This window comes from Microbacterium sp. NPDC076768, from assembly GCF_040687205.1.
Classification (GTDB): Bacteria; Actinomycetota; Actinomycetes; order Actinomycetales; family Microbacteriaceae; genus Microbacterium.
On sequence record NZ_JBFBMU010000002.1, the window covers coordinates 182,265 to 199,817 of the forward strand.

Consider the following 17,553-nt stretch of genomic DNA (forward strand, 5'->3'; position numbering starts at 1 on the left):
GCTACGCGCAGCCAATCTCGGTGTTCACCGGGTTGATGCGAAGCGGGGGATGAGCATAGCTCTCATCCTCGATGATTCCGATGGCGCACAGCCACCGGCCGTTTTGTCATGCGTTTTTGCGCTGGCATGTCGAAAGGAATACATCAATGAACACACTGACCAACATCACAGTTCTGGGCGGCGGCGTGCTTGGCGCACAGATCGCCTTCCAGGCCGCCTTCCATGGCAAGAACGTCACGATTTACGACATCAATGACGAAGCGTTGGATGCTGCGCGTGAACGTGTCGAGAAACTGGTGCCGGTTTACACCCAAGCGATGACAGACGCTCCAGAAGGCCAAGGGGCGAAGGCGGCTGCATCGATGAAACTCAGTGCTGACCTCGCTGAGGCTGTTTCCGACGCCGATCTCGTCATCGAGGCGATCCCTGAGATTCTCGACCTCAAGAAGCGAGTGTTCGCCGACCTCGCAAGTGTCGCTCCGGAAAAGACGATTTTTGCAACGAACTCGTCCACCATGGTTCCTAGCCAGTTCGCGGCAGAAGCCGGCCGGCCTGACCGTTTCCTGGCTTTGCACTTCGCGAACAACATTTGGGTGCAGAACGTTGCCGAGGTTATGGGTACGGAGCGCACGTCGCAGGAGGCGTACGACGCCGTCGTCGAGTACGCGAAAGAGACCGGCATGGATCCCATCCTCGTGAAGAAGGAGCAGCCGGGATACGTGCTGAACTCCCTTCTCGTGCCGCTGCTCAAAGCATCGAGCGCTTTGTACGTCAACGGCGTCGCCGATGTGGAAACGATCGACCATGCCTGGCGCAAGGGAACAGGCGCACAGTCTGGTCCGTTCCAGATGTACGACGTGATCGGGTTGCGTACGGCCTACAACGTTGCGTCAGCAGGCACGACCCCAGAAGATGCTGCATTCGCCGAGGTTCTCAAGACTGAATTCCTGGACAAAGGAAAGTTCGGCATCGCCAGCGGTGAGGGCTTCTACAAGTACTGATCCGTAGCGGCGATCACGCTTCGCCAATACTGCGGCGCGTCATCCAGACGTCTACGTCATCTTCGGAGTCGACAGTGAATCCGTGCCGCTCGTATAGGCGGCGAGCGGAGCTGCCTTGGAGCACGTTCAGTCGATGGGGGCGGGGATCGCGCTCGGCGAGAACGAGGGCGAGCACGCTCGTCCCGATACCTCTGTTCTGCACTTCCGGTGCGAGATAGAAGTGTTCGATCCATCGAGCATCCAGTTCCTGCCGCACACAGATCGAACCGACCTCCGCATCGTCAACGACGATGATCTGTGTGTGCTCTGGTCGAAATCCGTCTCGCATCCGCTGACGAACACGGACGGGATCGAATCGGCCAAGGCGTTCGAGGTCATCGCGCAGCACCCGCGCGCGCAGTTCGACGATCCAGTCGATGTCGGTAGCCATCGCCGAACGTAGTTTCATGTGCAAAATTCTAAGTGCTGACGTATCCCCGACGATTGACGTCTTGGCTTAGAAAATCGGGCCACGTCTCGACATCTCTCGGGGTTCGGGCGACGTGCAAAGCTGCGTTCGGGAGTATTTCGGTTAGGGATTCCGCGGTTGACAGCGGGTGGCCCGGATCGCCTATCCAGGCCAAGATCGTCGTCGGGACATCGATGCGCGCGACGGTCTCAGGAGCGGGGAGGTCGCTGAGCGCCGCCCCGCGGAACAGCGATGGCAAGAGCGCATCGGTAACGTCGGGCCGTGTTTCTGGAGTGCCGGCGGTGGCCGGCGGCGGCAACGTTCCATCCATGGAAGTGAGGAAAGCTCCCACACCGTCGGATTCGATCTGCGCGGCGGCTGTGCGGTAGTTCTCGGCTTGCGCCGAGCGGGTTTTCCATGCGGTGGGTGGCACCATCAGCGTGAGTCCGGAGAAGCGGTCCGGCTGTATCGTCGCGGCGTGCAATAGCGTCGCGGCACCCATCGAGGGGCCGACGCCGTGGACGCGTTCGTGCGGGAACCAGCGGTCGAGTACTCGAAGAAGATCGTCGGCCAGGTTGGGCCAGCGATAGTCTTCGGGAACTTTTCGCCCGGTGGACGAGCCGTGGCCGCGCGCGTCGTACCGCAGCAACCGAGTTCCGCTGAGGCCTCTGCCGAGGTCGAGATTGAGTACCCGATCACGCGTCCGGCTTGATGTGAGGCCATGCAGCTGGACGACCGGGTGCCCACCTTCATCACTCAAGGCGACAGCCAGTGTGGCTCCGGAGACCTCGAAAGTTGGCATATAGCTCCTCAAGCGATGACAGATCGACCAGCCAGGGCAATCGTGTCGAGCTCTCAGATTAGCGGGGGACGATAGGGTGCTACCCATGCGACTGACCAACGTCACGCACCTCCGCCTTCCGTTCGGACGGCTCTGGGGTTACGACGTCAGCGCGTCTGCGCTCGGACGACGCCTCCCCGTGTCTTTCGATCAGCGACTTCACGTGGGGGCCGGCGACCGGCCGGGATCCTGGATGGCGCTGTCCTTCTCGTTGCCTGCGCGCACGAGCCGTGAATCGATCGCCGATGCGTGGCTCTCCGTCATCGCTCGCCACGGCACACTGCGATCGGCTTTTGCGCGCGGCGTTGATGGCGAGCCAGTGCTGCACGAGATCGAGATCGGCCCGGGGGACTGGATGGAGCATCACGTCGGCCCTGGACAGGCGGTGAACGACGCGCTCCGCGACGTTCTCGACGCGGCGTGTGCGCCGTACCAACCTCCTTCGCACCGACTGTGCGTGTTGGAGACTGCCGCCGGATTCACGGTCGTGATCGCCGCGGATCACGCGCACGTCGACATGTGGTCGATGCTGGTCATCGCGCGCGACCTGCTGCGCGCGCTCGATGCAGGGAGAGCAGACGCAAACCTGCGTCCAACACCGGAACGAACACCGGAACCGGTGCGAGCGTTCGTTGAACATACGCAGGCACTGCTGGATCGGGATGCCGCACCGGAGCCTGTGCGGCAACGGTGGGAAGAAATCATCAAGGACAGCGGAGGCGTGATGCCGCAATTTCCCCTGTCTTTGGGTGCGCCTCGCCCGCATCGCGAACGCGTGGAACTCCGCGATGTTTTCGCCCCCGATGACGCCGCAGCATTTGCTGCGCAAGCCCGCAATGACGGCGTATCGACCCTCGCGCGTGCAGTGGTTGCGATGACGGCGGTTACCCGCGAGGTGGCGGATAGGCCGCTGAGAGCCGTGTTTCCGGTGCACAGCCGCTTCGACGACAACTGGCACGACTCGGTTGGATGGTTCATCACCAACTCTGTTCTTGAGTCGAATGTCGCCGAACCTCATGCGGCAGCGGCGGCGGTAAAAGAGGCAGTGCAACTCGGAGCATGGCCGCTCGCAGACGTCCTCGCCCCATGGGGCGGCATGCCCGTTGCTCCCGGGATGTTCGCGATCTCGTGGCTGGACTTGCGCAGATTGCCCGTACGGATCGACTCCATCGGGCTCGACGCCCAGTATGTGAGCGCAGCGACCGACACCGATGGCGTCATGCTCTGGTTCATCCTGGATGAGATGGGCCTGCACCTGAGGTGCCGCTATCCGGATACTGCTGAGGCTCGCGCCAATGTTGGCGGATGGCTTGACCTGCTTGTCGCCCGACTGCAGGCGGACGCGCGGTCCTCGATTCGCGGGCAGCTGCACGTGGCGGGCCAGACCTTCCGGCTTGAACGTGCGGGCCGAGATGATGTCGAGGCCATCACCGCGTTGCTACGCGATGGTCGATCCGTTTCAGAGCGCGAGAGAGAAGACCTCGACCGCGCTGAAGCGGCCTTCACCGCGGTCACTCGCGACACTTCCAACTATCTGGCAATCGTCCGCGACGATACTGGCTGCATCGTCGCCACGATGCAGCTGACCGTCATCCCTGGTCTTTCCCGAGGAGGCTCAACCCGACTGCTGATTGACGCTTTGCGCGTTGCATCAGAGGCACGGTTACAGGGACTGATCGAGGCGATGATTGAGTGGGCACACGACTTCGGACGTGGGCGAGGGGCGCGACTGGCGCACGTGGTCAGCGACGACCTGCCTGATCGGACTTCCGCCTTCTACGCTCGGCTGGGATATCAACCTGCGCAGGTCGGAATGGAGCGCTACATCTAGCTAGCAGGCATTCTTCAGCGGACGTTCCTTATGCTCACAGAATGGATCGAGCCATGCCGGAAATGCCGCCTTTGCAGCGGCGCCAGACAGCAGTAATTCGTATCTGTCTGATCATCGTCATCATCGGGCTTGTAATCAGCGGTGTAACGGCGTTTCCCCTGAGGGAAGAACTCTTGTTCGGGCGTGATCTGCTGAACGATAGCGGTCTGGGCGCAACATTTCCCGAGCTTGCTTTCTGGGTGCAACGCGTCGCAGAAGGTCTTGATGCGACGGGAAACGCATATCCATTCATCGCTTACGGGACCGATTGGTTAGCGTTCGCTCACCTCGCTATCGCGGTCGCGTTCATCGGTCCGATTGCCAACCCGATCCGCAACGTCTGGGTTACCATCTGGGGACTGATCATGTGCGCAGGCATCATCCCGTTGGCACTGATTGCTGGAGCAATTCGTGGTTTGCCGATCGGTTGGCAGCTGGGCGACATGGCTTTTGGGCTCGTCGCCGCAGTGCCCCTTACCATCGCGCTTGTGCTCACGCGTCGACTCGAGCGTTCGACGCTACCTCCGCTTTCGCGGTCGTAGTGTGTTACTCGCGCTCAGGCACCCGAGGTGAGTGCCGACACAGCGGCGACGATCTCGGTGGGCTCTGCGCGGTGCGTGTAGTCGTGGTCGACGAACGCGTAGGCGACTCTTCCGTCTGTTCCGATGACGTAGGTGGCAGGCGTGGGGAGAACCTGCGTTTCGACCCCACGAGCGTCCGCACGTTCGGCCTCCTCATCGCTGAGTACCGCTCGTGACACGGACTCGATGGTGTAGTTCAATCCGTAGGCGGTGATCGCCGCCGCGCGGGTGTCTGACAGCACAGGGAACTGGAGGTCGGACTTCTCCGCGGTCGAGAGAGAGTCGTCTGGCGCGTCAGGTGATATCGCGACAAGGGTGGCGCCGGCGGCCGTCAGGGCGGGGAGCGCCGCCTGCAATGCCCGAAGCTCGATGTTGCAGTAGGGGCACCAGCCACCTCGGTAGAACGACACGACGACAGGGCCTGTCGTCAACAGCTCTGAGAGGTGAACGGAAGATCCGGCGGCGTCAGGCAGTGAGAAGTCCGGTGCGACATCTCCTACCGCGATGACGGGCCGTGTTTGCGTGAGTGCTGCGAGTTTCTCTCGGGCCTCGCTTCGCTGGGCGACGGTTTCGGCTGAGGCTGCGGCAGTGGAACGCTCCGCATGTGCCTGAAGGTCGTTGGTGAGACTCATGTCATACCCTTTCGTGGGAATCTAGCGCGGCACCGGGATGGTCACTGTCTCGCCGCCGTAACCGTTCGCCTGGTCGCGGCCTTCCACAGTCACCTCGTCAATGCCGTCGGGGATGGAGAACGCACTGCTCGTGCGGGTGAACGGCTGTTCGTTGGCGTGGTCGTGTCCGAGCTGATGCTCTGACAGCACATTGCCATCGGCGGTGAGAACGCGCCATCCGTCGGCGTAACGGTCTGCAGTGTCATACGGCGAAGACATGGTCACCGCGATCGTGAACTCGTCACCGCTGGCACTGAGCACCGCATCGATCACGTCGGGGAACTCTTGATCAGCGCTCTGCGTTGCGTCGTTGGACGAGCTCTCAGAACTGCTCGATGTTGCGGGGGAGGCGGGCTGCTCCGCGCTCTGTTCCGTCGAGGAACCATCGGCGCACGAGGTAAGCAATGCTGTTGCCAGCACGATGGTCGAGGCGAGCAGTATCTGGCGTCTCATGGGCGCCGACACTACCAGCCAGCCCTGTGCGGTTGGGTCAAACGAGCCGGCTTCAGATGACAGGATTGCTAGATGAGCGCAACACTTGTGGCCCAGGGGCTGGCCGGCGGCTACGGGCATCGCACCCTGTTTGACTCCGTTGATCTGACGGTCGCCGCTGGCGACGTCGTCGGGCTAGTGGGCGCGAACGGTGCAGGCAAGTCAACGCTGTTGCGGCTTCTCGCGGGGGTTGATGAGCCTCAAGCTGGCACGGTCGCGCTGGCCCCGGCAGACGGCTTCGTTGGCTGGCTTCCGCAAGAGCATGAACGAGTGGTGGGCGAGAGCGTGGTCGACTATATCGCTCGACGCACGGGGTGCACCGCAGCAACGAAAGACATGGATGCGGCTGCGGCCGCCCTCGGCGACCCGACTCTCGCTGCACCAGGCACCGATCCGGCCGATGTGTATTCCACGGCGTTGGAGCGCTGGCTCGCCAGTGGTGCCGCCGATCTCGATGAACGGCTCCCCGTGGTGCTTGCCGACCTCGGTCTCGCGCTGGGAGAGGATCCGGGCGACACGATGATGACGGCACTTTCAGGTGGACAAGCGGCGCGCGTAGGACTCGCCGCGCTGCTCCTTTCTCGGTTCGATATCGCATTGCTTGACGAGCCCACCAACGACCTTGACCTTGACGGGATTGAACGTCTGGAGACCTTTGTTCGCGGTCTCCGCGGCGGTGCGGTGGTCGTCAGCCATGATCGTGAGTTTCTTGCGCGAAGCGTCACCAGGGTGCTGGAGCTTGACCTCGCTCAGGGAACCAACCGGGTATTCGGCGGCGGTTACGACGCCTACCTCGAAGAGCGCGCCACAGTGCGACGACAGCAACGCGAGAAGTACGACGAGTTCGCTGATAAGAAGGCCGACCTTGTAGCTCGTGCCAGAACTCAACGGGAGTGGTCGAGCCAGGGCGTGCGAAATGCGATGAAGAAAGCCCCGGACAACGACAAGATCAGGCGCAAAGCATCGGTCGAGTCAAGCGAGAAGCAGGCGCAGAAGGTGCGCCAGATGGAAAGCCGCATCGCGCGACTCGATGAGGTCGATGAACCCCGCAAAGAGTGGCAACTCGAGTTCACTATCGGCGCCGCGCCGCGCTCGAGCTCCGTCGTCGCAACGCTCAGCTCCGCGGTCTTCCGTCAGGGAAACTTCCAGCTCGGACCCGTATCTCTTCAGATCAACGCGGGGGAGCGCATCGGCATCACCGGCCCGAACGGTGCGGGTAAGTCGACGCTGCTGCGCGGTCTGCTCGGTACCCAGAGCCCTGATGAGGGTTCGGCGAGTCTCGGTGCGAGCGTCCAGATCGGGGAGATCGATCAGGCTCGCGCACTGCTCGCCGGTTCCCAGGCATTGGCGCTGGCGTTCGAAGCGCTGGTGCCGTCGATGGCGGCCGCAGAAGTCCGTACGCTCCTCGCCAAGTTTGGTCTCAAAGCCGATCATGTGACGCGCCCTGTCGATGAGCTTTCCCCCGGTGAGCGCACGCGAGCAGGACTCGCCCTGCTGCAGGCACGCGGCATCAACCTGCTCGTGCTTGATGAGCCGACAAACCACCTCGACTTGCCTGCAATCGAGCAACTAGAGCAGGCGCTGGAGTCCTACGAAGGCACACTGCTGTTGGTCACCCACGATCGACGCATGCTTGCCACCGTGCAGACGGATCGCCACTGGAAGGTGGAGGCAGGTCAGGTCGTCGAGGTCTGACGGGCGCACTACGCTGGAACACAGCGGTGCGAGCCGCTCGAAAACGTGACACCGACGGCACAGGGAGATTGACGCCGATGACCGACACCCAGATCTTCGAGCCAGATGGCCGCGCGATTCCCTTTGCTGATGAGGGCGATGGACCAGTCAAACTTGTACTGATTCAAGAGCGCGATGTTGCCGCCGATGTCCTCGGCGTTGTCTCTCATTACCTTGCAGAAGAGGCCGGTTTTCACGTCGTCCGGATCGGACACCGTGCTGGCGATGACGTCGATCTCGACGCACGAGTTCACGACGCTCTCGACGTGATTGAGCACGTCGGTTTGGGCGATACGTGGATCGGTGGTCACGGCTTTGGTGGCACTATCGCCCGGGCGTTCGCCGTCGCCCATGCCGACCGCGTGAACGGGCTGGCATTGCTTGGCGTCGAAGAGGATGAAACGCCGCTTGCTCCGGTGATGCCGGTGCTCATCATCCAGGGAACGGACGACACCACAACACCGTTTGCTCATGGTGAGCGGTTGCAGGCGACTGCTCCGGAGCGCGCGAGCGTTAAGAGCGTCGAGGGCGGCGAGCACATGTTCCCCATGACGCACCCGATCGAAACTGCCGTCATCATCGAGGAGTACCTCGACTGGGACTGAGTCGTTAGCGCCCTTGGCGCTTTTTGTACGGCTTCGGCTGACCTTTGACTGCAGGGGTGCGGCCCTTACCCTTTGAGGCCTTTGCTTTGCCTCCGGCTGGCGCTGGCGCGTTCCGCACGGGCGGAGGCGCAGCGGCGACCTCTGCTTTTGCCTCGACCAAGAAGAGCTCACCGACGCTGGTCAGACGCGTCTGACCCTCACGATGCACGAGCAGATGCCCGACCTCGGCTTCCAGCTTGTCGACCGACGTATAGAGCGAGGCCAGCGGGATGCCGAGCTTCTCAGCCGCCCGTGGAAAATGCAGTTCCTCCGCGAGGACGACGAAACGGCGGAGCAGAGAGATTTTCACGGTGGCCTTCCAACTGTGCGCACGCATTTGCGAGCATCTCTAGGCTACGCGGTACGGCGACGGCTTAAGCATCGGATGCCGCGGCCGAATCGGCCGCGGCATCCGTGAAGTCTTCTCTCAGGCGACCTGCGGGAGTACTGCGAATGAAACAGACCCCTCGTCGTCTACTCCTGCGTCGAGAATCTTGTCGTCGAGTGCCGCGGCAGCGGACTCGTCCAGGAAGAGCCGGGTGCCGGATACTTCCAAGAGCTGGTCCTGGGGTTCCGGGGCAGCGGCGACCAGCACCGCAAGGCGCGCGCCTTCGTCAGCGTTCGACGGCTGCGTGGAGTGGATGCGCAGACCCGCATCAGGGGCGTCAGTCTGGCGGCTGACGAGCGTTGTCACAATGGTGGAGGCGTTGTCGGTGAGGGTGAGCACAAGTCTCTCCTTCCGGTTGGGGCATGCCACGGTCGCGACATGTGACGGCAACGATGCCCGACCTTGCCTGTCGTCTCAACCCCCTTGCGCCGACTCGGAGGAGCCTCTTACCCTGTGCCCAGCTTCTTGCGCAGGAACACCTGTTCGGTGCCATCGCCGTGTGAAACTCGCTCGGTCTCTTCGTACCCACACGATTCGTAGAGGCGGATGTTCGCCTCACTCAGACTGCCGGTGAACAGCTCAGAAACTTGCGCCGAAGAAGCCTGCTCAGCGCTCTCCAGCAGCGCCCTGCCCAGTCCCTCGCCCTGCATGTCAGGGGCAATCGCGATGCGTCCGATCAGTAGAAGGTCGTCGTGCTCAACGAAGCGGATGGCTCCGACCAGACGCCCGTCGATGCGGGCTGTGAAGCCGGACTCGGAACGAAGCTCCGCTTCCAGCTCGGCAAGAGTTTGGGTCAGCGGAGGCATATCGACGCTGCCATAAATGGCGGCTTCTGAGACGAACGCTGCTCGCTGGATGGTGAGCACTTCGCCTGCGTCGCGGTCGCTAATGGGGGCGATCGTGATCTGCCCGTTTGTGCGGGGTTGTTCGTCTGACACTGCTCATCCCTTTCGTGTGCTTTGGGAGTTACGTTCGGGTGTTTCGCGAGCGATGTCAACCCCCTCCGTGCCCTTTGCTGATCAGCGTTAGCGTCTTCGCAAGGAGGTCACATAATGGCTGAAAGCAAGAAAACGACGAAGTCTGACGGATCCAACAAGGGAGCCGTCAAGACGACGAAGCTGCAGAACGCGGAGAAGGGTTTCACCGCGTCTCCGGCGCTCGCGGCTAACCTGCAGATCGTGCTCGTCGACCTGCTCGAACTCGCGATTCAGGGCAAGCAAGCGCACTGGAATGTCGTCGGGCGTAACTTCCGCGACACGCACCGCATCCTCGACGAGATCATCGACGATGCCCGCACATTCAGTGACACCATTGCCGAGCGCATGCGTGCGCTTCACGCTGTTCCTGACGGCCGCAGTGTCACGATCGCCAAGACCACGACACTTCCCGAGTTCCCCACAGGTGAAGTGTCGACGACCGAGACAGTTGACTTGATCACTGAGCGTCTCGAAGCCGCGGTCGGCACAGTGCGCGGAGTGCACGACGACGTCGATGAAGAGGACCCCACCTCTGCCGACCTCTTGCACGCCGTAATCGAGCGCCTTGAGCAGTTCGCCTGGATGGTGAGCGCCGAGAACCGCAGTCCGGCAGGACGCTAACTAGTCGCCGTCGGCCGCGGCCGCGGGAGGGTTCTCTTCCCGCAGTCGCGGTTCTGTGCGCTTCTCGGGTCGGTGCCCAGCCTTGTCGGCGTAGAACTCCCGAACTCGCTCCATGTCGGCCGCCACATCACCGGTGAGGTCGATTGTTGGGCCGAGACCGGTCGTCATCGTGGTGCGATCGACGAAACCGAGCGTGACCGGCATCCCGGTCTCTCGCGCGATGCGGTAAAACCCTGACTTCCAGTACTCGTTGCCTCCGCGAGTTCCGTCCGGGGTCACGACGAGGCCGAACACCGCACCTGCGTCAACCTGATCGACCACCTCATTGACAACACGAGCAGGATTAGAGCGGTCGACCGGAATCCCCCCGAGACGGCGCATGATCGGCCCGCGCCAGCCGCGAAAAAGACTCTTCTTTCCGAGCCAGTGCGCGTCGATGTCAAGCTGCCATGTGATGGCGAGCATCAGCACGAAGTCCCAGTTAGATGTGTGCGGTGCGCCAATCAGCACGGTGGGGCGCGTGGGAGCACCTTCGCTCACCAGAGTCCATCTGCTGAGCGCCCAGTACGTCCGGGCGATGAGTCTTTTGAGCATGATTTAACCGTAGGGGAGAACAGCTACTCGTCCGCGCTTGCAGCGTTGTCGTGCGTTCGGAGCCACAAGCGTGTGACGGGCGTAGCATCGAGGGATGAAGAACGTGTCCGAGGAATCTGCGCAGCAGGACGCCCCCACCGGGTTGCAGCCGCTTCTCAAATCTCTCGATCTGCCGGAGGCCGAGCAAGCCGGATACTGCAGCGACGGAGTGTGCAAGCTCCCCGCCGCGAAAGACGACTAAGCGCTGTCGCGTTGCCCTTCGCCTGCGTCATCTGCGGGCTTACGCACGAACGGACTGAGGGCAACAGCCGAGAGCGAGATGATCGCTGCGATCAGGAACGCCGTCCGAGCGCCAGGTGCGCCGGCAGCGGCCTGTGAAAGACCCTCGTTTTCACCTGCGTGCAGGATGCCTGCATACGTGACGGTGAGAAGGGCGACACCTGTCGCTCCACCGACCTGTTGAAGCGTGTTGAGCACCGCGGAACCGTGCGAGTACAGCCACCGGGGGAGTGAGCCAAGTGAGGCAGAAAAGAGCGGGGTGAACGACATCGCCAAGCCCACAGACATCACTGCCTGTGCGATAACCAGTACCCATGCCGGGGTGAATTCGCCCACGGTGGAGTAGAAGAACAACGCGGTCGAGACCATGATCGTGCCAGGAATGAGCAACGGCCGAGTGCCGCGCGCATCGTAGACGCGACCCATGATCGGGCCGAGCAGCCCCATGAGAACCGAACCGGGGAGCAGGACCAGACCCGCCTCCACAGGGCTGAGTCCCACGACGTTTTGCAAGTACTGGGGCAGCAGCGTCAGCGTTCCAAACATCGACAACGCCAGGATGCCCATGATGATCACCGCGAAGGTGAAGTTGCGTGAGCGGAAAACGCGCAGATCGAGCAGCGCCCTGTCGGCCTGTTGCAGGGCGAGCTGACGCCAGATGAACAGCGCGAGAGCCACTGCGCCCACTGCCAGGGCGACGATTCCGGTGATTTCACCGGATCCGCCTTCGCCTCCGAACTGGCTGAGGCCGAAAACGATGCCGCCAAAGCCGACAGCCGCGAGCGGAATTGAAAGCACATCCAGCGGAACGGCACGCGTCTCACCCAAGTTGGTCATCCATTTGGCACCCATGGCGAGGGAGACCAGCGCAATCGGAAGAACGATCGCGAACAGGGCTCGCAGCTGAGCGTTTCGAGCACTGCACCAGCAAGCGTCGGACCAATCGCGGGCGCCAACGAGATCACAAGACCTACGCGGCCCATCATGCGGCCGCGCGACTGCGGAGGCACGACGTTCATGATCGTCGTCATCAGCAACGGCAACATGATGCCAGTGCCTGCCGCCTGAATGACGCGACCGAGCAACAGCATTTCGAAGCTGGGAGCGAACATCGCAACAAAAGTGCCGAACGAGAACGCCGACATGGCAGCGAGGAACACCTGGCGGGTGGTGAAACGCTGCAGGATAAACCCGGTCGTCGGAATCACCACGGCCATCGTCAGCATGAAAGCGCTGGTGAGCCATTGGCCGAGCTCCGGCGGAATACCGAGATCCGTATTCAAGCTGGGAATCGCGATTCCCATGGTGGTTTCGTTGAGAATGGCGACGAAGGCGGCAATGAGGAGCAGCCAGATTACTCGCATGTCTTTGCGAGAGACTTCGCCCCCCGCCGGCGCAGGGCTCGTCGGGACGGAACCGGTTTCGACGGCAGACATGGGCGCCTCCAGGGCGAAGAAAAAGTGAGGATCGCGAGAGTTCGCAAGAAGGATTTAGCGTAGCGCCATCCGCTGACATTTAGCTCGGTTCTCTGCTCTGTCCGCTCACGGCGCAGACGAGCCCTGGTGTCCCTGGGGGTCGGTACGCTGGCGCCATGAGCATGGGTGGCATGGGTGGTGGACACCGGGGTGGTTTTCGCGGTGTCGATGAGAGCGCGCAGCGCAAGCTGAACGCCGAAGCGCCCAGAATCAGCGGTCTCGGCGCGCGTGTGATCTCGCTGTTTCGCGCATACCGGGTACGCATCCTCTTCACGGGAATCCTTGTGGTGTTCGGAGCCGCGATCGCCGTGATTCCACCCCTGATCGTGCAGCGCATTTTTGATGACGCGCTGTTCCCCGTCTCTGGAGGCGGCCCGCAACTCGACCTCCTTGGCTGGCTTGTCGCCGCCATGGTCGGTCTATTTCTTCTCTCCGCTGTGCTGGGCGTCGCCCAAACCTGGCTCACCTCGACCGTCGGCAACCGCGTCACCGGTGACCTGCGTGTGCGATTGTTCGAGCACTTGCAGGCCATGGAGCTGGGGTTCTTCACCCGCACAAAGACTGGGGTGATCCAATCACGACTGCAGAACGACGTCGGCGGTGTCTCTGGAGTGCTGACCAACACGGTCACCAGCATCTTGGGCAACGTCGTTACTGTCGTGGCCTCGCTCGTCGCGATGATTCTGATCGACTGGCGGCTCACCATCATCGCGGTGATCATGATGCCGTTCCTGATTGTCGTGCAACGCAAGGTGGGTCAAGTGCGCGCACGAATCGCAGGGGAGACGCAGGAGTCACTTTCCGAGCTCACCTCGATCACGCAAGAGACGCTGAGCGTTTCAGGCATGCTGCTCTCAAAGGCGTTTAACCGCCAGCGCACGGAGTCGGAGCGCTATCAAGCAGAGAACAGTAACCAGGTCGTCTTGCAGGTGCGCAGGGCGATGAGCGGTCAGGGCTTCTTCGCCGTCGTTCAGGTATTGATGGCCAGCGTGCCCGCGGTGATCTATCTGGTCTCCGGCTATCTCATCGCAGGGGGCACCGGAGCGATCACCGCCGGAACAGTCGTCGCTTTCACAACTGTGCAAGCGCGATTGCTGATGCCTCTGATGGGACTGATGCGGGTCTCCCTCGACCTGCAGACGTCGTCGGCTCTGTTCGCGCGCATTTTTGAGTACATGGACCTCAAGCCGGAGATTGAAGACGCCCCCGCAGCGATCACGGTCGACCAGGCGCCGGGGCCGCGGGGTCGTGTGGAGTTCAGCGACGTTGTTTTCCGGTACCCGGACGCGTCTGTTGACGTGCGGCCGACTCTGGACGGTGTGTCGTTCGTGGCGGAGCCAGGCCAACACGTGGCGTTCGTGGGGCCTTCGGGCGCAGGGAAGACGACGATCCTGTACCTCGCTCCTCGCCTGTATGAGGCCAAGGGCGGAGCCGTGCTGTTTGCGGGCGCCGATGTGCGCACCTTGACGCAGGAGTCGATCATCGACCATGTGGGAATCGTGTCGCAAGAGACCTATCTGTTTCATGCGACTATTCGGGAAAATCTTCGATACGCGAAGCCAGACGCGACAGATGCTGAGTTGGTTGCGGCGTGCACCGCCGCCAATATTCATCACATCATCGCGGGGTTCGAGCAGGGATACGACACGGTCGTAGGCGAGCGAGGGTACCGACTCTCTGGCGGCGAGAAGCAACGGATCGCCATCGCCCGCGTGCTCCTGAAAGACCCGCCGGTCTTGTTGCTTGATGAAGCCACCTCCGCCCTCGACACGGTGTCGGAGCGCGTGGTGCAAGAAGCGCTCGATGAAGCGGCAAAGGGAAGAACAACCCTGTCTGTCGCGCACCGGCTCTCGACGGTGATGGGAGCGGACGTGATCCATGTGCTCGAAGCCGGAAGGATCGTCGAGTCAGGAACACATGCTGAGCTTCTCGCCCTGGGAGGTCTCTACGCCGAGCTCGCCGCCGAGCAGGTAGCGGCTTCACGCGTGCTCGACACCGAGGCCGAGCTCGAGGCTGAGATCCAAGCTATTTCAGTGCACCGACAAGCCGCCATCGACGAATAGCGACTGGCCAGTCACGTAGCTCCTGCCTGAGCCAGCGAGGAAAACGGCAGCGGCGGCGAAGTCGCTCGGCAACCCGTTTCGACCGATCATCGTGCGGGCAGCAAGTTCGGCGACCTTGTCGGGGTCTTCATGCAGACGAGCATTCAGAGGCGTGAGGACAAACCCTGGCACCAGCGAGTTGCTCGTGACTCCTGTGCCTCCCCACGCTTCCGCTTCCGAGCGCATCAGTGACTCCACCGCACCCTTAGAAGCCCCGTAAACCCCACTTCCCACAAATGCGCGATGCGCTTGCTGAGAGCTGATGTGAATGAGCCTGCCAAAGCCACGATCGGCCATGCCCTTCGCATAGCGCTGGCCGAGCAGAAACGGAGCGAGTGCGTTGACCGTCATCGTCGCGTCCCAGTCGTTTTCGGTGATGTGAGCGAACGGTGGGCGAATGTTGACGCCTGCCGAGTTCACAAGGATGTCTGGTTCTCCGAATGGTTCAGCCGCAGCCTCCGCCACGGCATGAATACCTGCGCGCGTGCTGAGGTCACCCACAATTCCGGTGGCCAGGCACCCCGCCGCGCGCAACTCGGTGACCGTGTCATTGATGCGTTCTTCACCGCGAGCAACGACGACGGTTGCTGCTCCGGCGCGGGCGAGCGCCGTGGCGATCCCTCGTCCGATGCCGGAACTGCCACCCGTCACGACCGCGGTGCGGCCAGTGAGCGCGAAGAGAGAGGCGAGGTAGTCGTTCATACGATCATTCCCGTCGTTCAGCGGTTACCACGCGAGTGCGTCGGCGATAGTGGGGTCTGGCTGGGCATCTGCGAACTCGGGAAGTGCCTGCACCTCCGCGATGAATGCACCAACTTCGCCCGCGTAGGCCGGGTCTGTATGAGTCTGGGCGATGTCGAGAAGGGTTACGACGTCCATCGCCAGAATGAGGTTAAGCCGTGCGGTGACGGATTCTCGGGCACCTGCTTCTCGCAGCACCCGGATACCCCCGCGAAGTGCGGAGAGGTAGTCCCGCAGCACCGGTAGCTGGGCTTTGGCCTGTGTGATCGACGTGCCATCAGCGCGGAGCCGCCAGTGCACGAAAACATCCGGGATCACGTCGAACGCGCGTGCTCTGGTGTACATCAGCTGAGCGACCACTTGGTCTTCGTATGCGACACCCTCGGGAAAGCGCAGGTCTTTCCAAAAATCGGTCTGGCTCACCTTTGACCAGGCGACGATGTTCGATGCCGCGTGCGGGTGCGCGGCCAGAGTGGTGCCGAGCCGCTCCGGGGCGGTCGCTGCCGCGACCCACGGCTGCACGCGCCCCGCGACATAGCCGCCGCCCTGCGGCCGCGAACGCACGTAGGCACCGGCAACAAAATCACTGCCGGTGTTGTCGAGTGTGTCGATCAACCGCGCAAGAGCCTCCGGGCGAAGGGTGTCGTCACCATCGAGAAAACCTAAGTAACGAGTGTCGACGTGGGTGAGCCCGACGTTGCGGGCAGCGCCGAGACCGAAAGAGGTTTCGTGATGGATTGTCGTAAACCGCGGGTCATCTGCCGCCGCCGCATCGAAGATCGCTCCGGTGTCGTCGGTAGATCCATCGTCGATCAAGATGGCGCGCCACCGCGAGTCTGTCTGCGCACGCAACGAGTCGAGGGCGGCGGGCGCAAACGCGGCGATGTCCCGGCCGGGGACGATGAGTGTCACGATCGGGCTGGCAGCAGTCACCTGCTGAGTCTATGGCGGCGGATCAGCCCCGCGCCGCGCGCACGGACTCGATGACGATCGCTGCCAGCCGTGCGGGCGCGTCGTCGGGCAACGGTTCTCGTCCGAACGAGAACCGCACCGACGTCTGGGCCATCTCCGCTGGCAACCCGCACGCGAGAAGAACGTGCGATGGCTCATCGCTCCCGGCAGCACACGCCGACCCGCTCGACGAAATGACGCCCCGGCGTTCCAGCTCCAGCAGTACAGCTTCTCCACTGATCCCGACGAAAATGAAGCTTGCTGTGCCGGGGAGGCGCTGCAATGGGTCTCCGGTGAGCGCCGCCTCCGGAACGCCACCGAGTACCAGCGAGATGAACTCTGCCGTGGCAGCGCCGACCCGAGCGCTCGCCGACTCTCGTTCTCGTTCTGTGATTTCTAGGGCAACAGCAAGCGCCACCGCTCCTGCGACATTCTCGGTGCCGGATCGGCGCCCTCGCTCCTGCCCACCGCCGTGCACCAGAGGTTCAAGCGGTACGCGCCCGCGCACAGCAAGGGCGCCGATTCCCTTGGGAGTGCCGAGCTTGTGTCCCGCGATCGATACGGCCTCGGCACCAAGGGCGCCAAGCGGAAGCCATCCAGCGGACTGCACCGCATCGAGATGCAGCGGCACTCCGGCCGCTCTCGTCACGGCGGCCACCGCGTTGGTGTCTTGAATCGTGCCGATCTCGTTGTTCGCCTGACCGATAGAAACAAGCGCGGTGTCTGCCCTGAGCGCTGCGGCGACCGCGTCTGCGGTGATCCGCCCATCGCGGTCGACGGGCACCATCGTCACCTCCACGCTATGAAAGCGTCGCAGATAGTCGGCAGACTCCAAGATCGATTCATGCTCAATGGGCGCGGTTACGAGGTGACGGCGACCCGACGCGAGCGCGGCCAGCACAATGCCCTTCACCGCGAGATTGTTTGCCTCGGTGCCCCCGGCGGTGAACACCACATCGCCTGTGCGCATGCCCAGCACGCGCGCCACGCGCGCACGGGCATCTTCGAGAGCGCTCGCCGCCGCCTCACCCGCCGTGTGGTGACTTGAGGGGTTGCCAAACACACCTGTCAGATACGGACGCATGGCTTCGAGCACCTCAGGGCGCACAGGAGAAGTCGCGGCATGATCGAGGTAGAGCACTG

The 17,553-nt window shown here is 62.6% G+C and carries 19 protein-coding genes and 1 pseudogene; 8 read left to right on the forward strand and 12 right to left on the reverse strand.

Annotated elements, in window-relative coordinates:
• The first annotated feature begins 146 nt into the window (after positions 1 to 146).
• On the forward strand, positions 147 to 1,001 hold the full coding sequence (locus tag AB0O87_RS07280; protein ID WP_363513433.1) for a 3-hydroxyacyl-CoA dehydrogenase: 855 nt from the start codon (positions 147 to 149) through the stop codon (positions 999 to 1,001).
• Positions 1,002 to 1,014: 13 nt separating this feature from the next.
• Here AB0O87_RS07280 and AB0O87_RS07285 read toward each other — a convergent pair whose 3' ends face one another.
• Positions 1,015 to 1,449, reverse strand: coding sequence for a GNAT family N-acetyltransferase (locus tag AB0O87_RS07285; RefSeq protein WP_363513436.1), 435 nt, complete (start codon positions 1,447 to 1,449; stop codon positions 1,015 to 1,017).
• Positions 1,450 to 1,459: 10 nt separating this feature from the next.
• Positions 1,460 to 2,251: an alpha/beta hydrolase gene (locus tag AB0O87_RS07290; RefSeq protein ID WP_363513439.1), complete on the reverse strand. Its 792-nt coding sequence runs from the start codon at positions 2,249 to 2,251 to the stop codon at positions 1,460 to 1,462.
• Positions 2,252 to 2,336: 85 nt separating this feature from the next.
• Here AB0O87_RS07290 and AB0O87_RS07295 point away from each other — a divergent pair, with 85 nt between their 5' ends.
• Together AB0O87_RS07295 and AB0O87_RS07300 are read left to right on the forward strand one after the other, a co-directional pair.
• Positions 2,337 to 4,121, forward strand: a complete 1,785-nt coding sequence (locus tag AB0O87_RS07295; protein WP_363513442.1) for a GNAT family N-acetyltransferase — start codon at positions 2,337 to 2,339, stop codon at positions 4,119 to 4,121.
• A gap of 41 nt (positions 4,122 to 4,162) precedes the next feature.
• Entirely contained in the window at positions 4,163 to 4,702 is a 540-nt protein-coding gene (locus AB0O87_RS07300; protein WP_363513445.1) for a hypothetical protein, read from the forward strand.
• A gap of 14 nt (positions 4,703 to 4,716) precedes the next feature.
• Here the strand turns inward: AB0O87_RS07300 and AB0O87_RS07305 are convergent, their stop codons facing one another.
• Positions 4,717 to 5,373 (reverse strand): peroxiredoxin-like family protein, encoded by a 657-nt coding sequence (locus AB0O87_RS07305; protein ID WP_363513448.1) that lies wholly within the window; start codon positions 5,371 to 5,373, stop codon positions 4,717 to 4,719.
• A gap of 21 nt (positions 5,374 to 5,394) precedes the next feature.
• Positions 5,395 to 5,865, reverse strand: coding sequence for a hypothetical protein (locus AB0O87_RS07310; protein WP_363513451.1), 471 nt, complete (start codon positions 5,863 to 5,865; stop codon positions 5,395 to 5,397).
• Between the two features lie 72 nt (positions 5,866 to 5,937).
• Between AB0O87_RS07310 and AB0O87_RS07315 the strand changes: the two genes are divergently transcribed.
• Positions 5,938 to 7,599, forward strand: coding sequence for an ABC-F family ATP-binding cassette domain-containing protein (locus tag AB0O87_RS07315; protein ID WP_363513454.1), 1,662 nt, complete (start codon positions 5,938 to 5,940; stop codon positions 7,597 to 7,599).
• Positions 7,600 to 7,676: 77 nt separating this feature from the next.
• Positions 7,677 to 8,243 (forward strand): alpha/beta hydrolase, encoded by a 567-nt coding sequence (locus AB0O87_RS07320; RefSeq protein ID WP_363513457.1) that lies wholly within the window; start codon positions 7,677 to 7,679, stop codon positions 8,241 to 8,243.
• A gap of 4 nt (positions 8,244 to 8,247) precedes the next feature.
• Here AB0O87_RS07320 and AB0O87_RS07325 read toward each other — a convergent pair whose 3' ends face one another.
• The 3 genes from AB0O87_RS07325 to AB0O87_RS07335 all read right to left on the reverse strand — a co-directional run bounded on the left by AB0O87_RS07325 (position 8,248) and on the right by AB0O87_RS07335 (position 9,608).
• Positions 8,248 to 8,592: a LysR family transcriptional regulator gene (locus AB0O87_RS07325; protein WP_363513460.1), complete on the reverse strand. Its 345-nt coding sequence runs from the start codon at positions 8,590 to 8,592 to the stop codon at positions 8,248 to 8,250.
• 117 nt (positions 8,593 to 8,709) lie between these two features.
• Positions 8,710 to 9,009 (reverse strand): Fe-S cluster assembly protein HesB, encoded by a 300-nt coding sequence (locus AB0O87_RS07330; protein WP_363513463.1) that lies wholly within the window; start codon positions 9,007 to 9,009, stop codon positions 8,710 to 8,712.
• 107 nt (positions 9,010 to 9,116) lie between these two features.
• Complete coding sequence (locus tag AB0O87_RS07335) at positions 9,117 to 9,608, reverse strand: GNAT family N-acetyltransferase (RefSeq protein WP_363513466.1); 492 nt, start codon at positions 9,606 to 9,608, stop codon at positions 9,117 to 9,119.
• A 114-nt stretch (positions 9,609 to 9,722) separates the two neighbouring features.
• On the opposite strand from AB0O87_RS07335, the gene AB0O87_RS07340 reads away from it, so the two are divergent.
• A complete protein-coding gene (locus AB0O87_RS07340; protein WP_363513469.1) occupies positions 9,723 to 10,268 on the forward strand; it encodes a DNA starvation/stationary phase protection protein in 546 nt (181 codons plus the stop codon).
• On the opposite strand, the gene AB0O87_RS07345 is transcribed toward AB0O87_RS07340, so the two are convergent.
• Positions 10,269 to 10,862 carry a 1-acyl-sn-glycerol-3-phosphate acyltransferase gene (locus tag AB0O87_RS07345; RefSeq protein ID WP_363513472.1) on the reverse strand — a complete coding sequence of 198 codons (594 nt, stop codon included), beginning with the start codon at positions 10,860 to 10,862 and terminating at the stop codon, positions 10,269 to 10,271.
• A gap of 94 nt (positions 10,863 to 10,956) precedes the next feature.
• On the opposite strand from AB0O87_RS07345, the gene AB0O87_RS07350 reads away from it, so the two are divergent.
• Positions 10,957 to 11,103 carry a hypothetical protein gene (locus tag AB0O87_RS07350; protein WP_363513475.1) on the forward strand — a complete coding sequence of 49 codons (147 nt, stop codon included), beginning with the start codon at positions 10,957 to 10,959 and terminating at the stop codon, positions 11,101 to 11,103.
• Here the strand turns inward: AB0O87_RS07350 and AB0O87_RS07355 are convergent.
• Positions 11,100 to 12,577: pseudogene (locus AB0O87_RS07355) on the reverse strand (MDR family MFS transporter). The gene AB0O87_RS07350 and the pseudogene AB0O87_RS07355 overlap by 4 nt on opposite strands.
• 161 nt (positions 12,578 to 12,738) lie before the next feature.
• Between AB0O87_RS07355 and AB0O87_RS07360 the strand changes: the two are divergent.
• Complete coding sequence (locus tag AB0O87_RS07360; RefSeq protein ID WP_363516138.1) at positions 12,739 to 14,679, forward strand: ABC transporter ATP-binding protein; 1,941 nt, start codon at positions 12,739 to 12,741, stop codon at positions 14,677 to 14,679.
• Here the strand turns inward: AB0O87_RS07360 and AB0O87_RS07365 are convergent.
• The 3 genes from AB0O87_RS07365 to AB0O87_RS07375 are packed head-to-tail and all read right to left on the reverse strand — an operon-like array spanning position 14,647 to position 17,551.
• Positions 14,647 to 15,420 (reverse strand): SDR family oxidoreductase, encoded by a 774-nt coding sequence (locus tag AB0O87_RS07365; RefSeq protein WP_363513478.1) that lies wholly within the window; start codon positions 15,418 to 15,420, stop codon positions 14,647 to 14,649. The two genes, AB0O87_RS07360 and AB0O87_RS07365, sit on opposite strands and share 33 nt — an antisense overlap.
• Before the next feature lie 24 nt (positions 15,421 to 15,444).
• The gene (locus tag AB0O87_RS07370) at positions 15,445 to 16,392 is read right to left on the reverse strand and encodes a glycosyltransferase family 2 protein (protein WP_363513481.1); all 948 of its coding nucleotides are present in this window, start codon (positions 16,390 to 16,392) and stop codon (positions 15,445 to 15,447) included.
• 22 nt (positions 16,393 to 16,414) lie between these two features.
• On the reverse strand, positions 16,415 to 17,551 hold the full coding sequence (locus tag AB0O87_RS07375) for a cysteine desulfurase family protein (protein WP_363513484.1): 1,137 nt from the start codon (positions 17,549 to 17,551) through the stop codon (positions 16,415 to 16,417).
• Positions 17,552 to 17,553: the final 2 nt, after the last annotated feature.

What these genes read in the sequence shown, in the direction of transcription:
- AB0O87_RS07305 (WP_363513448.1), bottom strand. Translation starts at nt 5,373, where the DNA reads ATGAGTCTCACCAACGACCTTCAGGCACATGCGGAGCGTTCCACTGCC.
- AB0O87_RS07310 (WP_363513451.1), bottom strand. Translation starts at nt 5,865, where the DNA reads ATGAGACGCCAGATACTGCTCGCCTCGACCATCGTGCTGGCAACAGCA.
- AB0O87_RS07290 (WP_363513439.1), bottom strand. Translation starts at nt 2,251, where the DNA reads ATGCCAACTTTCGAGGTCTCCGGAGCCACACTGGCTGTCGCCTTGAGT.
- AB0O87_RS07280 (WP_363513433.1), top strand. Translation starts at nt 147, where the DNA reads ATGAACACACTGACCAACATCACAGTTCTGGGCGGCGGCGTGCTTGGC.
- AB0O87_RS07300 (WP_363513445.1), top strand. Translation starts at nt 4,163, where the DNA reads ATGGATCGAGCCATGCCGGAAATGCCGCCTTTGCAGCGGCGCCAGACA.
- AB0O87_RS07360 (WP_363516138.1), top strand. Translation starts at nt 12,739, where the DNA reads ATGGGTGGCATGGGTGGTGGACACCGGGGTGGTTTTCGCGGTGTCGAT.
- AB0O87_RS07285 (WP_363513436.1), bottom strand. Translation starts at nt 1,449, where the DNA reads ATGAAACTACGTTCGGCGATGGCTACCGACATCGACTGGATCGTCGAA.
- AB0O87_RS07340 (WP_363513469.1), top strand. Translation starts at nt 9,723, where the DNA reads ATGGCTGAAAGCAAGAAAACGACGAAGTCTGACGGATCCAACAAGGGA.
- AB0O87_RS07315 (WP_363513454.1), top strand. Translation starts at nt 5,938, where the DNA reads ATGAGCGCAACACTTGTGGCCCAGGGGCTGGCCGGCGGCTACGGGCAT.
- AB0O87_RS07365 (WP_363513478.1), bottom strand. Translation starts at nt 15,420, where the DNA reads ATGAACGACTACCTCGCCTCTCTCTTCGCGCTCACTGGCCGCACCGCG.
- AB0O87_RS07345 (WP_363513472.1), bottom strand. Translation starts at nt 10,862, where the DNA reads ATGCTCAAAAGACTCATCGCCCGGACGTACTGGGCGCTCAGCAGATGG.
- AB0O87_RS07320 (WP_363513457.1), top strand. Translation starts at nt 7,677, where the DNA reads ATGACCGACACCCAGATCTTCGAGCCAGATGGCCGCGCGATTCCCTTT.
- AB0O87_RS07350 (WP_363513475.1), top strand. Translation starts at nt 10,957, where the DNA reads ATGAAGAACGTGTCCGAGGAATCTGCGCAGCAGGACGCCCCCACCGGG.
- AB0O87_RS07295 (WP_363513442.1), top strand. Translation starts at nt 2,337, where the DNA reads ATGCGACTGACCAACGTCACGCACCTCCGCCTTCCGTTCGGACGGCTC.